The organism is Salicibibacter cibarius, assembly GCF_016495725.1.
Lineage (GTDB): Bacteria > Bacillota > Bacilli > Bacillales > Marinococcaceae > Salicibibacter > Salicibibacter cibarius.
In genome coordinates this window covers 3,214,211-3,228,905 of sequence record NZ_CP054705.1, presented here as the reverse complement: position 1 = coordinate 3,228,905, position 14,695 = coordinate 3,214,211, and the positions used below count along the sequence as shown (strand labels likewise).

The 14,695-nt window shown below is 49.5% G+C and carries 12 protein-coding genes; all 12 read left to right on the top strand.

Going from position 1 to position 14,695, the window contains the following annotated elements; genetic code table 11:
- The 12 genes from HUG15_RS16410 to argF all read left to right on the top strand — a co-directional run bounded on the left by HUG15_RS16410 (position 1) and on the right by argF (position 14,544).
- Complete coding sequence (locus HUG15_RS16410) at positions 1-702, top strand: response regulator (protein WP_200124122.1); 702 nt, start codon at positions 1-3, stop codon at positions 700-702.
- A gap of 89 nt (positions 703-791) precedes the next feature.
- Positions 792-1,283, top strand: a complete 492-nt coding sequence (locus HUG15_RS16405; protein ID WP_200124121.1) for a type II toxin-antitoxin system VapC family toxin — start codon at positions 792-794, stop codon at positions 1,281-1,283.
- Positions 1,284-1,433 carry a hypothetical protein gene (locus tag HUG15_RS16400; RefSeq protein ID WP_200124120.1) on the top strand — a complete coding sequence of 50 codons (150 nt, stop codon included), beginning with the start codon at positions 1,284-1,286 and terminating at the stop codon, positions 1,431-1,433.
- Positions 1,434-1,728: 295 nt separating this feature from the next.
- Entirely contained in the window at positions 1,729-3,102 is a 1,374-nt protein-coding gene (locus tag HUG15_RS16395) for a CitMHS family transporter (RefSeq protein ID WP_200124119.1), read from the top strand.
- Between the two features lie 666 nt (positions 3,103-3,768).
- Complete coding sequence (locus tag HUG15_RS16385) at positions 3,769-4,890, top strand: PrpF domain-containing protein (RefSeq protein ID WP_200124117.1); 1,122 nt, start codon at positions 3,769-3,771, stop codon at positions 4,888-4,890.
- 235 nt (positions 4,891-5,125) lie between these two features.
- A complete protein-coding gene (argC, locus tag HUG15_RS16380) occupies positions 5,126-6,160 on the top strand; it encodes an N-acetyl-gamma-glutamyl-phosphate reductase (protein ID WP_200124116.1) in 1,035 nt (344 codons plus the stop codon).
- A 15-nt stretch (positions 6,161-6,175) separates the two neighbouring features.
- On the top strand, positions 6,176-7,411 hold the full coding sequence (gene argJ, locus HUG15_RS16375) for a bifunctional ornithine acetyltransferase/N-acetylglutamate synthase (protein ID WP_200124115.1): 1,236 nt from the start codon (positions 6,176-6,178) through the stop codon (positions 7,409-7,411).
- On the top strand, positions 7,408-8,205 hold the full coding sequence (gene argB / locus HUG15_RS16370) for an acetylglutamate kinase (protein ID WP_200124114.1): 798 nt from the start codon (positions 7,408-7,410) through the stop codon (positions 8,203-8,205). Before argJ ends, argB begins: the two co-directional genes overlap by 4 nt.
- Entirely contained in the window at positions 8,177-9,337 is a 1,161-nt protein-coding gene (argD, locus tag HUG15_RS16365; protein ID WP_200124113.1) for an acetylornithine transaminase, read from the top strand. Before argB ends, argD begins: the two co-directional genes overlap by 29 nt.
- 14 nt (positions 9,338-9,351) lie before the next feature.
- Complete coding sequence (locus HUG15_RS16360) at positions 9,352-10,434, top strand: carbamoyl phosphate synthase small subunit (RefSeq protein ID WP_200124112.1); 1,083 nt, start codon at positions 9,352-9,354, stop codon at positions 10,432-10,434.
- Entirely contained in the window at positions 10,427-13,582 is a 3,156-nt protein-coding gene (gene carB, locus HUG15_RS16355; RefSeq protein WP_200124111.1) for a carbamoyl-phosphate synthase (glutamine-hydrolyzing) large subunit, read from the top strand. The genes HUG15_RS16360 and carB overlap by 8 nt, the downstream gene beginning before the upstream one ends.
- A gap of 5 nt (positions 13,583-13,587) precedes the next feature.
- The gene (gene argF / locus HUG15_RS16350) at positions 13,588-14,544 is read left to right on the top strand and encodes an ornithine carbamoyltransferase (RefSeq protein ID WP_200124110.1); all 957 of its coding nucleotides are present in this window, start codon (positions 13,588-13,590) and stop codon (positions 14,542-14,544) included.
- The last annotated feature ends 151 nt before the right edge of the window (positions 14,545-14,695 follow it).

The following is a 14,695-nucleotide window of genomic DNA, read 5'->3' as shown; positions in this document are numbered from 1 at the left end:
ATGTCAGCTATTTATAAGGTGCTCATCGTGGAAGATGATTTCAGGGTAGCCGAAATCAACCGCCAATTTATAAATAAAATGGAAAAATTTACGGTTGTTGGCATGGCGAAAACCGGCGAAGAGACGATAGAGCAATTAAACAAAAGTCAAACGTTACCCGACCTCATCTTGCTCGATGTGTACATTCCCGATGTTGAAGGGCTGGACCTATTATGGACGATCCGCAATCACTATCACGAAGTGGACGTGATTATGATGACCGCTGCCAAAGAAGTGTCCATCATCGAGGAATCAATACGGGGCGGAGCTTTTGATTACATTGTAAAACCAATCGAGTTTGAACGATTTGCATGGACACTTGAACGATATGACCGAAAGCGAAGGTTGCTCACCGAAAAGGAAGAGATGGATCAAGCAGAGATCGACCGTTTGATCGGATCAGCCGATGCCAAGCAGGCGTCAGGGTCTGCCAACCAAGAGCTGCCGAAAGGGATCGATGAAATCACCTTAAATACTATCGAAGATATATTAACGAAAACGAAAGATCAGGGCATAACCGCTTCTAGCCTGGGTGAGAAAATAGGGGTAAGCCGCTCAACAGCCAGACGCTACCTCGAGTATTTGGTATCGATCAACGTGGTGAAAACCGAGCTAAAATATGGCGATGTAGGAAGACCGGAGCGCCGGTATGTTTTTTCATGAAAAGTGCGAAACACCACTTTATAGATAGTTAGCGTAGGATTATTAGGTTTCATCCTGTGTTACAATGCAAATAAGATGGAGGTGGTTGGATGACTAGTATTATAAAAGAAACGATATACATTGAAACAACAATACCAAGTTATTTGGCCGCGCGCGCAAGCAGGGATATCGTTGTAGCCGGTCATCAACAACTTACGCATGAGTGGTGGCAGGAATATAAGGATAGGTACGATCTGTTCATTTCGGAAGCTGTCATCCAGGAAGTATTAAAGGGTGACTTCTCTGCTTCCGAGCGTAGAATGGCGTATCTTTCAGGATTGCCTGTATTGCCGATTTCCCGAGAAATAACGACGCTGGCCGAACAATATCTTACTGTACTGTCGATTCCACCGAAAGCTGCTTTGGATGCTCTCCATCTGGCATGTTGTGTCAAGCACAAAATGGATTTTATGTTAACGTGGAATTGTAAGCATTTGGCGCACGGTTCCGTCATTAAACGGTTAAACGAATATAATATTGAGCATCGGTTGTTTTTACCAACTATTGTTACGCCGGATGAACTGATGGGGAGGGATGAGTAAATGGAAGAATGGAAAGATCCGATTGTGGAAGAGGTACGAAAAGCCAGGGAAGAACTGATGGAAGAAGCCGGGGATCTGGAAACGCTGTTCAAATTGTTGAAAGCAGGCGAAGCTAAGCATCCGGAGCGAATCGTCGAATACTCCGAATGATAAGGACTGTGGCTGAATAACAACTATAAAAATTAAACTCTTGGGATAAAGAATCCTAAGAGTTTTTGTTGTATATTCTATTTAGCATAGTGATGTAACAACAATGAATCCCATGAACAAAATAAACAAAATCAACATAATAAACGTTATGCTGCTTATGGAGATAATATTTCTATAATGTGTAGACATATGCTAGATTGCACGTATTGATAGTAAAAGCATCAAAAAAATTCGATAATCGTATTTTTCAATAGGTGTTGTATCCGCTTTCGGAATATGGGAGGATGAATGAGAAATGGAACAAGATTTTTCAGTGGCGCTGACTATCGTTGGTTTAGTGATTATTTTCACGATTGTAGGCTTGCTTATTTGGGGGAAGGTCAGCCCGATTGTGGGAATGACGCTTATTCCGGTTCTCGGTGCATTAATTCTCGGATTCGGATTTGAGGAGTTGCGAGAATTCTTTGCCTCCGGCGCCGATCAGGTAATGGACGTTGTGATCATGTTCATCTTCGCCATTATTTTCTTTGGCATTATGCAGGATAGTGGGTTATTTAACCCACTTGTACGGGGAATGATTCTCCTCACGAAAGGGAACGTCGTCATCGTAGCGATGGGGACAGCCGTGGTCAGCACATTTGCACATCTTGACGGGGCCGGTGCCACGACGTTTCTATTGACGATCCCGGCACTTCTTCCTTTATATAAAGAGCTCAACATGAGCAAGTACTTATTGTTGCTTATCGTCTCGTTTAGTGCAGCGATCATGAATATGGTGCCTTGGGGAGGGCCTATGGCACGAACGGCCTCTGTTCTTGACGTCGATCTTATTGAATTGTGGTATCCATTGATTCCTTTGCAAATCGTTGGTTTAATTTTTGCCATTGGATTAGCCGCTTTATTGGGCATACGGGAAAAGAAGCGGATTAACAAGCGAGTGGAAAACGGGGAAATTGAGGGTAATGACCGTGTCGATATTCAATCGATTGCTGATGACTTTTCCAGAAGGAAGGCAGAGGAAGCGGCAGCAGCTGAGGAAAAGCCGGTCAGACATCCGGCGATGATTTGGGTAAACTTCGGGCTGACTATTGCAGTCGTGAGTCTTATGCTTTTTGATATCGTCCCTCCTGAATTTGCTTTTATGCTTGGTGTCGCCGTTGCTTTACCGATTAACTATCCAAACGTTAGTGATCAAATGGGACGCGTGCGTGCGCATGCGCCTGCTGCCTTGATGATGGCCGCGGTCATTCTCGCTGCCGGTGTCTTTCTCGGGGTCATGAATGAATCAGGGATGTTGGATTCCATTGCACTGGCTATGGTTAGCATTCTCCCTGCCGCTGTCGGTCCTTTTTTACATGTCATCGTTGGCGTGCTTGGTGTACCGATGGATCTGCTAACGAGTACGGATGCTTACTATTTCGCGATAATGCCGATCGTGGAATCGACCGCTGCCGAATTCGGAGTGTCATCTGCTTCAACTGCTTACGCGCTCTTGATCGGGAATGTTATCGGTACGTTCGTCAGCCCGTTTGCACCTGCTGTATGGCTTGCCATAGGCCTTGCCGGCGCCAATATGGGACAGCACATTAAGTATTCCTTTTTCTGGATATGGGGCTTCAGTATCGTTATGCTTGCGATCGCTTACCTCATGGGTATATTTACTATATAGCTAGTGCAAGGTGGCTGAATTACCCGATCACGGGGACAGTTGGAAGAAATTCGGGCGGCAACGCTTCTGACTCCCTAACGGACAATTTACCGCTTCATGGCGACCGAAAAAGCGGTCGGTTCTCGTGTTCGGTCGCCATAACCGTTTTATGACGACCGTAATGGCCTGAATCGAAAGCGTTCGGGCGTCATAGCCGCTTCATGGTGACCGAAAAGGCTTGTATTGAAAGAATTCGGTCGGCATGGTTGCCTCATGGCGACCGAACGAGCGATTGGCTTTCGTGTTCGGTCGCCATGAACTGTTTCATGGAGACCGGGGAGCCTGCTTCGCAAGAAACCATTCGGTCATTGACGATAGCCTTTGATACCTTAACTCGGGCTGCGGCAGTTTAATCCAATCGACCACTAACCCCAGTTTGAAGCTCCAATCCGAGCTTCCGGTCGTCGATGTGATCGCTTATTTCCGACAGGCTGCACTAGTGGCGTGTTTCGGAAAATCTTTTAACGACGATGCTACCCAACGTTCTGTTTTCGGTGCCTGTAGCGATTTTAGATCGATAGAAAGCGTCTATCGATCTATTTTCGGAGGTTACGCCTGTTATAGATTGTAGGAATGTTAAATCGCCAATAGTTCCGGATATAAAATGAGTGAGAGAGGGGGCAACTGATGGCACAATATGCCATTCCTTGCAGTGTCTATCGCGGAGGAACGAGCCGTGGCCTGTTTTTTCACGAGAAAGACTTGCCTGCGAATCGACAGGAAAAACACCGTGTTTTTCTGGAAGCGATTGATGCCTATAATCCTTCGCAAATCGATGGGTTGGGCAGTGGGACCAGCCATACGAGCAAGGTGGTCGTGATCTCGCCTTCTGAACGAAAAGGCGCGGATGTAAACTACACGTTTTACCAAATTGGAATTGGGCAAGAAATCGTTGATAATAAGGGGACGTGCGGGAACTTAATGGCTGCCGTTGGCTCGTTTGCCGTCGATGAACAGCTCGTGGAGCCTTTAAATGATAGAACGGTTCGAGCATTTAATACAAATATCGGAAAGATGATTACTGTTCATGTGCCGGTGGAAAACGGCACAGCCAAGGTTCAAGGCAGCTATCAAATGCCCGGAACCGTGAGGCCGGGAGCAAAATATGACGTCCATATTCTCGATCCCGGAGGTGGGAAGACCGGCAAAACGTTGCCGCTAGGAAGTGTGCACAGCGAGAATGACCGGGCTTATTCCTTCGTCGACCTCGTTAATCCCTTCGTCCACCTTGAAGCAAGTGCTTTTCACCTGGAAGGGACGGAAACCAATGCCCGGATTAGCGGCAACGAAGATTTGTTGGCTGCCCTCGAGACCACTCGGACCGAAGCAGCGGTTGCCTCCGGCATGGAGAAGACGATCGAAAATGCGCGGAGAGCGCCTGCTATTCCGAAAGTTACACTCGTTGCCCCTCCTCAGACTTATACAACGACATCGGGGACGACAATCAATGAGGAAGATATTGACATCACGGCTAAAATGATATCGATGGGCAAGGTGCACCGAACGTTTGCCGGGAGTGGCCTGTATAATCTTGCCGCGTCAACATTCCTTCCGGGTACGATTCCCAATCGACTTGCAAGCAGGAAACAAAGCGGGGTCGTGCGTATTGGCCATCCCGACGGTATTGCAGAGGTGATGGTCTCCTTAACGGATGACGGAGAAGATATTTCCTCTGTCGGATTAAACAGAACGGCGCGACTGATTATGAAAGGGGACGTCTACGTTCGGGCGCAGACTTCCAAACAATGAATGTGAAAATCTCAGCCTACTTTCCGTGTGGGTTGGGATTTTTTTAGTAGGCAAGAAAGTATAAATCAACTTACATACCTACATAAGTTGGGCTAAGGGCTTTCGCCATAAATGCTTGGCGACCAGCCAAGTTTTCTTATGACATAAAAATTATAAAAATACACTTGAATTTATGTTTATTCACCGTTACAATGAATGCAAGATAATGCATAAATATTAAGTGAGGTGCAACATTATGAAAGTGGCAATTGTCGGGGCAACAGGATACGGAGGCATTGAATTAATCAGGTTACTGCGGCAGCACCGGCATGTCACGGAGATTTCGGTGTTCTCTTCCACACAGGCGGAGGCGCCTTTAACTGAAACCTATCCCCATCTTCAAGATGTGTATAAAGGTATTTTACAACCGCTAGACACCGAAAAGTTGGCAAACGAATACGATGTCGTATTTTTATCCGCGCCTCCGGGGGTGGCAGCGACACTAGCCGGCGATCTGCTTAAAGGGACAGCGTCCATCGTTGATCTTTCCGGTGATTTTCGCATAAAAGAACCGAGTGTATACGAAGCTTGGTACGGGCGGGAAGCAGCTGATGCAACGATTACCGGGCAAGCGGTATACGGCTTATCGGAATGGAATGAAGAAACGATTAAGAAGGCGAAGATTGTTGCCAACCCCGGGTGCTACCCAACGGCGATCCTTCTCGGACTCGCGCCGGCTGTAAAAAATAACGGCATTGACATGACATCGGTGATCATTGATGCAAAAACAGGTACGACCGGTGCCGGGAAAAACCCATCGCCGATGACGCATTTCAGCGAATTGAATGAATCTATGAAAATATACAAAGTGAATGAACACAAGCATACACCTGAGATTGAGCAACAACTCTTCGAATGGAACGAAGACGCAGGTGCGGTGACATTTACCCCTCACCTCGTGCCGATGAGCCGGGGGATTATGGCAACGATGTATGCAACATGCACGTCAGATTCGAGCGCAAAAGCATGGCTTGATGTATACAAAGCTGCATACGAGGCGCACCCATTCGTTCGTGTTCGGGAAAATGGTTTTCCGGCGACGAAAGAAGTGTACGGCAGCAACTACTGCGATATTTTTCTGGATTATGATGCTCGTACGAACCGCCTCACGATTGTTTCGGTCATCGATAATCTTGTCAAGGGAGCGGCTGGGCAAGCGATACAAAATGTAAATCTCATGAAGGCTTTTAAAAAAACGGAAGGATTGGAGTCATTTCCAATTTATCCATAACAGGAGGGGAAGCGCATGGCGAGCAGCACGGCATCATGCGGTCAAATGCATAAAATAACGGACGGAAGCGTGCATACGCCGCTTGGTTTTAAAGCGACAGGATTGCATACGAAAGTGAAACGAAAACGAAAAGATTTAGGCGCGATCGTTTGCGATGTGCCCGCGTCGGCGGCAGCTGTGTACACGTTGAACCAAATTCAGGCGGCGCCGCTTGACGTAACGAGAGAGAGCATTGCCGAGGAGGGAACACTGCGCGCGGTAGTCGTAAATAGCGGGCAGGCGAATGCTGTTATGGGTAAAGTCGGTGTCGCCGATGCCTATGAAATGCGAGATAGAACGGCACAAGCATTTGGATTGGAACCTTTAGACGTTGCGATCGCCTCGACGGGTACGATCGGGGAACGTTTGCAAATGGAAAAAATCCTTCCCGGGATCGAGGCATTGCATCCGGAAGCAAATCCTGCAAGCGCCAACGCGTTTGCCGAATCGATTTTAACGACCGATACGTGTACGAAAGAAACATGTTATGCGACTGAAATTAATGGAAAAACGGTTCATATCGGCGCTGTGGCCAAAGGATCCGGTATGATTCACCCGAATATGGCGACGATGCTTAGTTTTGTGACGACCGATGCGGCAATCGCGCCGGAGCATTTGCAACAAGCGTTATCGGAAATCACCGACCGCACCTATAACCGCATTACCATCGATGGTGACACGTCAACCAACGATATGGTGCTGACCCTCGCGAGCGGGAAGGCCGGAAACGAGCCTTTGCATCCCGAACATCCGGATTGGCAGCCCTTTATCCAGGCACTCCAATGTGTCGCTGAAGAGCAATCCAAACAAATCGCACGTGACGGCGAAGGAGCGACAAAGCTCGTGGAAGTGAATGTCAAAGGGGCGCCAACGGATGAAGATGCGGGCAAAATTGCCAAGCAAATCGTTGGTTCCGATCTTTTGAAAACGGCGGTGTTCGGCACGGACGGCAACTGGGGGAGAATCATTTGCGCGATTGGATACAGTGGCGTAACGATTAATCCGGAAACCATTGATATTGCTATCGGACCGCATTTGACGTTATCGCAAAGCGAACCGGTCAATTTTTCGGAAGAAGCGGTCACCGCACACCTCAAGCAAGATGAAGTATTCATTGACGTCGAGCTAAACATCGGCGATGGCAGCGGGAAGGCATGGGGATGCGATTTAACGTATGATTACGTCCGCATTAACGCGGGGTATCGGACATGAAGCCATTTGTCGTTGTCAAATGCGGCGGAGCAACCGTTGACGTTCTCTCCGATGAATTTTACGCGCATATTGCCCGCTTGGTCCAACAAGGGAAGACGCCGGTTATCGTTCATGGCGGCGGGCGCGCGGTGAATGAAATGCTTGAGATGATGCACGTGGAATCGACCTTTGTCGACGGTTTGCGCCGAACGACACAAGACGTATTGAACGTTGCGGACATGGTTTTTAACGGCAAGGTGAATCCAATGATTTGTGCGAAACTGCAAGAAGCCGGGTTAAAAACGATCGGTTTATCCGGATGTGACGGTCCAATGATTAAAGCGAAACTCCTTGATGAAGAAAAACTGGGACTCGTCGGCAAGGCCGTGCAAATCGACACCGCGCTCATTCAGCAAGTAACGTCCATCGGCCTTACCCCCGTGATTTCTCCGCTCGTTGCCGGCGAAAACGGAGCACGGTTGAATATGAACGCGGATACGGCAACTGCCCATTACGCGGAAAGCTTAGGGGCAGAAGAAGTGATGTTCGTCACGAATGTGCCCGGTATTTTACAAAACGGCGAGGTTCTTCCCTATGCCACCGAAGCCGATATTAAAAAAATGATCGCGGACGGCACGGTGTACGGAGGGATGATCCCGAAAGTGAAGGCAGCGTTGCAAGTGCTCGAAGGATCTTCTGTCCAAAAGGTGACGATCATTGACGGTGAAAGCGATCAAGCAGGAAGTGGCGGAACAACTATCGTGAAATCAATGGAAGGTGAAAAAAATGAGCAAGCACCTCTTCCCTACTTATAAACGTTGGGATTTAACGTTCGATTCGGCACATGGGTCCGAGATAACCACAACCGATGGCCGGAAATTCATCGATTTCATGGCTGGAATCGGGACGGTGAACATGGGGCACAATCACCCTGAGATCGTCGAAGCCGTTGAAAAACAACTGCATCGGGGTTGGCACGGGTCGAATTTTTTTCAATATGATCAGCAAGAACAAGTTGCGACCCTATTGGCGGACGTATCAGGGTTAGACCGGGTCTTTTTCGCCAATAGTGGGACCGAAGCCAATGAAGCGGCGATCAAACTGGCGAGGAAGGCGACGGGGAGAGAAGAAATCGTTTCGTTCACCCAATCGTTCCATGGCCGGACGTACGGAAGCATGGCCGCTACCGGGCAAGCGAAAATACACGAAGGCTATGCGCCGCTTCCTGCCGGTTTCACGTATGTGCCTTATAATGACCCCGAGCAAGCGGAAAAAGAGATCACGAGTGACACAGCGGCCGTAATCGTGGAAACGATTCAAGGGGAGGGCGGTGTTGTTCCCGGAGAGCAGGCGTTTTTGGACAAAGTGAATGAAGTGGCGAACGCGCGCGGGGCACTGTTCATCATTGATGAAGTGCAAACGGGGATAGGAAGGACCGGTGAACCGTTTTCTTATCAGAAATATGGTTTGCGCCCGGATATTGTCACCGTTGCAAAAGGGTTGGGAAACGGTTTTCCGGTTGCAGCGATGATGGGCAGGGAAGATTTGCAAACCTATTTCGGTCCCGGAAGCCACGGCACGACTCTGGGCGGCAACCCCCTCGCGATGGCTGCCGTTCACGCGACGTTAGAGATATTGAATACACCTGGGTTACTTGACGCGGTTGAAAATAAAAGCAAGCGTGTTTTTCACACCTTGCGGAATCTATGCGACGATAGCGATATTGTCACCGAGGTTCGCGGTGCCGGTTTAATGATCGGCATTGTTTGCGAGCAGCCGGTGGCGCCTATCTTGACAAAGATGCAGGAAAAAGGCGTTGTCGCCTTGCCGGCCGGAGAAAAAGTGATTCGATTGCTTCCCCCTTTAACGATAAGCGAAGAACGATTGGCACAGGGTTTAGATATAGTGACAGAAGCAATCAAGGAAACGGGGAAAACGAAGGCATAAAGGAGAGGGTTACGATGAAAGGGTACTTGGTATTGGAAAACGGCGATGTTTTTCCGGGACAATTGTTAGGCGCATCCAATGCAAGGGATGTACATGGAGAAGCAGTATTTTTTACAGGTATGACAGGTTATCAGGACGTCGCGACCGACCCGTCTTACCGGGGGCAAATCGTCGTCTTCACCTACCCGCTCATCGGTAACTATGGGATCAGTGACGGGCAGCAAGAGCAAAGCGGGGAATGGCAGCCCCGCGCGTTAGTGATGGGGGAATGCTCAGCGGATGGGTATCATTATCAATCAAAAGAAACACTCGTTTCCCGCGCTGGCGGCGCCCCGATTTTGACGGATGTGGATACCCGCGCGCTTGTAAAACGCATTCGCACGTCAGGCGCAATGGGGGCGGTCATTACGACCGATCCCGATGCCGTCACTTGGGAGAACGTTACGCCAATTGAGGAGCAGGCACTTGTCAAAGAGGTGTCTACGCAAACGATGGAAACATTCGGAGCCGGAGATACCCATATCGTGCTTATTGATTTCGGCCACAAAAAAGCGATGGTTGATACCCTTTGTGCCTATGGCGCCAAAGTAACCGTCGTTCCATACAACACCCCTCTTCCAACCATTGAAGAACTTGAACCCGATGGGTTACTTTTATCCAATGGCCCCGGAAATCCGAAGCAATTACAAGAACAACTTCCAACCATTAAAGCGGCGATCATGCAGTATCCTACGTTTGCGATTTGTCTCGGGCATCAACTGATCGCGCTTGCCTTCGGCGGGGATACGGCGAAGTTGGTTTTCGGCCATCGCGGCGCCAATCAACCTGTCATCGACAAGCGAACGGGGCGGGTCGATATGACCGCCCAAAATCACAGCTACGTGGTTGACCGCGCGTCATTAAAAGGAACCGAACTCGAGGTGACACACGTCAACGTGAACGACGAGTCCATCGAAGGCTTGGCTCACGGGCGCTTGCCGATCCGGTCCGTGCAATACCATCCGGAAGCACATCCGGGACCGAGCGATAGCCAGCACTTATTTTCAATGTTTTTCCGTATGATTGCCAAAGAGAAAGAAGTGAGCGTCCATGCCTAAGCAAACAAACTTAAGAAAAATCCTCGTGCTCGGGTCAGGGCCGATTGTGATCGGGCAAGCGGCAGAGTTTGACTATGCCGGGACGCAAGCGTGTTTAGCCCTTCGGGAAGAAGGATGCGAAGTCGTGCTCATTAACAACAACCCGGCCACGGTCATGACCGATGAAACGTGCGCGGATAAAGTTTATTTTGAACCGCTCACGCTTGAAACGTTAACGAATGTCCTTGAAAAAGAACAACCGGATGGATTGCTCGCGACGATGGGTGGGCAAACCGGTCTCAATCTTGCGCTTTCCGCCTATGAATCCGGACTGTTGGAACGAAGCGGAGTGGAACTGCTCGGCACGCCGATGGCGTCCATTCAACAGGGCGAAGATCGTGAAGCTTTCCGAAGTTTAATGCAGGAATTAAACGAACCGGTTCCGGAGAGTACGATCGTCACATCTGCAAATGAAGCCATCAATTTTGCCGCAGACGTCGGTTACCCGATGATCGTGCGTCCGGCATATACGCTCGGAGGCGGGGGTGGCGGAATTGCGGATAATCAAACGGAACTGGTTGCCATCGTTTCCGGCGGGCTGGACGCGAGCCCCATTGACCAATGCCTCGTAGAAAAAAGCATCGCCGGATTCAAGGAAATCGAGTACGAAGTCATGCGGGATGCCAACGACACGTGCATATCGGTATGCAATATGGAAAATATTGATCCGGTCGGCATCCATACCGGCGACTCCATTGTTGTCGCTCCTTCACAGACGTTAAGCGATCGCGATTACCAGATGTTGCGAACAGCTTCCGTTAAGGTGATCCGCGCCCTTGGCATTGTAGGGGGATGCAACATTCAATTTGCCCTTGACCCGTACAGTGACCAGTATTATTTAATCGAGGTGAACCCGCGCGTTAGCCGTTCTTCCGCGCTTGCTTCCAAGGCAACCGGCTACCCGATTGCCCGTCTCGCGGCAAAAGTCGGGCTCGGATACGGCCTTCATGAATTGAAAAATCCGGTGACGGCGCATACGTACGCGAGTTTCGAACCGGCCCTTGATTATGTCATCGTGAAATTTCCCCGCTGGCCGTTTGACAAATTCATGGATGCAGACCGCACCCTCGGCACCCAGATGAAAGCCACGGGCGAAGTGATGGCCATTGAGCGAAACATGCAAGGGGCAATCCAAAAAGCGGTGCGTTCATTGGAAATCAAGTTGGATGGTCTACGTTGGCCGGGCGTGGAAAAGGTGCCAAGCGCCGATCTGGAAGCAGTATTGACAAACGCGGATGATCGTCGCTTTTTCTACTTGCTTGAATTGATGCGACGCGGGTATAGCACGGAAAAACTCGCAGCGCTCACGGCGATCGATCGTTTTTTTCTTGATCATTTTGAGCGGTTGGTTGCGTCAGAAAAGAAAGCCGAAACGACCGCTTTTGCAGACATAGATGCGGACATGCTGAAGTCGTGGAAAAAAGAAGGGTTCAGCGACCGGTGGCTTGCCGCTTGTTGGGGGATCCGTGAAGAAACTTTGCGACATTTTCGTTTCCAAAAGGGAATCATCCCCGCCTACAATATGGTGGACACGTGTGCGGGAGAATTTGAAGCGGAGACGCCTTATTATTATTCGACGTATCAAGGCATGGATGAAGCATCCGGTGCCGGAGACAAACAGAAAGTATTAATTGTTGGTGCGGGGCCTATCCGCATAGGCCAAGGCATTGAATTTGATTATTGTTCGGTCAACGGTGCTAACGCGCTGAAAACCCTCGGCTATGAGACAATTATGATGAACAATAATCCGGAAACTGTAAGCACGGATTACGAAACGGCCGACAAACTGTATTTTGAACCGTTGACTGCAGAAGATGTCATTCATGTTGCTGAACGTGAAAACGTGGAAGGCGTTTTGTTGCAACTTGGCGGGCAAACGAGTATTGCGCTCACGGAAGCGTTGGAAGCTGCCGATCTTCAATTGTTCGGCGCGCCATTTGATGTCATTGATCAACTGGAAGATCGCGGGCGCTTTTATGAACTGATGCAAAAAACGGATATTCCCCATATTCCGGGCCAAACCGGCGCCGATGCCAATGACACGATAAAAAAAGCGAGAGAAATCGGATACCCCGTATTGTTGCGCCCCTCTTATGTCATCGGGGGACAGGGCATGTCCGTTTTCACCTCGGAAAAGCAACTAAGGGCCTATGTTGAAACGCATGGGGAAGCCATTGCCTATCCGATTCTCATCGATGCTTATTTTGCTGGAAAAGAACTGGAAGTTGACGTTGTCACAGACGGGGAAAATGTATTTATTCCGGGCATTTTCGAGCACATTGAAAAAGCAGGGGTTCATTCCGGCGATTCCATCGCGATTACACCGCCGTATGAGCTTTCAGATGCTCATCAGGAGCGCATCGTTTCTTACGCGGAGAAAATCGCACGCGAAATTGATTTTATCGGTCTTTTCAATATCCAATTTGTTTTGTCGGATGACACGCTGTATGTCATTGAAATCAACCCCCGGGCGTCACGGACGGTTCCGATTTTTGCAAAGGCGAGTGGCAATAATTTGATCGGTCAAGCCGTACAATTATTGTTGGGTAAAGAATGGTCTGAAGTGTTCGGAGAAAAGAAAGGCTTGGCATTAGAAACGTCTTATTATGCCGTTAAAGCACCGGTATTTTCAACGGAAAAATTACCGGGATTGGACCCGCTATTGGGGGCGGAAATGAAATCGACAGGCGAATTGTTTAGTATTGGCGAAACAAAAGAAGAAGCGATGCGTCAAGCCTTTGCTTGGAAAGATGATAAAATCCCGGCTATTTATCAACAGACGGGGAGCATTTATTGCCACATTGCAACGGATCAGCAGGAGGCTTGCAAACCGGCGTTGAAAGCGCTGGAAGAAGCGGGCTTTACCGTTTATGAAGAGGGGGCCTATTCGTTTGAACGCTGGCTCGAAGACGACGACGGACTTCTTTATATTAATATCCCTCCGGCCGGTAGCCGGGAGAATAAAAACGAGCGTTTGGCAGCTGAACGGGGGCGAAAAATGATCGTTACCGATCCGGGAACGTTGCACGAATTGGTCGCTGCCCGTGACAAAACGCACCACGTGTGCGCCGTTGAAACTTGGAGGCAGCGAGACTTACAAAGGACGTGACAAGAATGGAAAAAGAAGAGGTGTTGGCAGAGCAGTCTCTAAAAGGAAGGGATGTATTATCTTGGATGGATTTTGCATCCGAGGACATTGAAAAGCTTTTAGAGAGCGCGCGTCAACTTAAAGAAAAACAAAAACAGGGCTTACCGCATCAAACGTTGAACGGGCGCTCTCTCGGGATGATTTTCGAAAATGCGTCCACGCGCACGCGGGTGTCATTCGAGGTCGGCATGACGCAACTGGGCGGCCACGCGTTGTTTTTGAGCAGTGCGGACTTGCAAATCGGACGAGGCGAACCGGTGGAGGATACTGCACGCGCCCTTTCCCGTTACCTGGACGCAATCATGATTCGCGCCAACGATCATGATATGGTGGCAACACTCGCGGAAAAAAGCGATATCCCGGTCATCAATGCCCTTACCGATGATGACCACCCTTGCCAGGCGCTCGCCGATATGTTGACGATCCAAGAGCATCTGGGCAGCCTTAAAGGCCGGAAGGTTGTTTATGTCGGTGATGGCAACAACGTCGCCCATTCGTTGATGGTCATTGCCGCTAAGCTCGGCGTTGACATCACGCTCTCAACGCCTGTGGGATACGAGGGCGCGCCGGGCGTCTGGGAAAAGGCAAAAGCCTTTGCCGCGGAAACAGGGAGTAATGTGGAGCACGTCATCGATCCGCACGAAGCCGTGAAAAATGCCGATATCGTCTACACCGACGTCTGGGTAAGCATGGGTGCGGAAGAAGAAAAAGATACCCGAAACCGGGCAATGGAACCTTATCAAGTTGATAAGGCTATGATGGCGCAGGCAAACGATGAAGCTATCTTCATGCACTGCTTGCCCGCCCATCGCGGTGAAGAAGTAAGCGCGGAAGTCATTGACGGCCCGCAATCAGTTGTTTTCGATCAAGCAGAAAACCGTCTGCACGTGCAAAAAGCGATATTGCAAGCGGTGGTGCGTTAAACGGAAAAACATCCCTCGAAAGGGATTTTTTTCGTGTGGTGACGGGTCATGATGCCCGAAATCGGAGTGAGTGGGGGTATTCGGTCGCCATGGAGGCATCATGGCGCCTGAAATCGCTGAGGGAGGGAGTTTACGGCCTTCATGGAAGGCT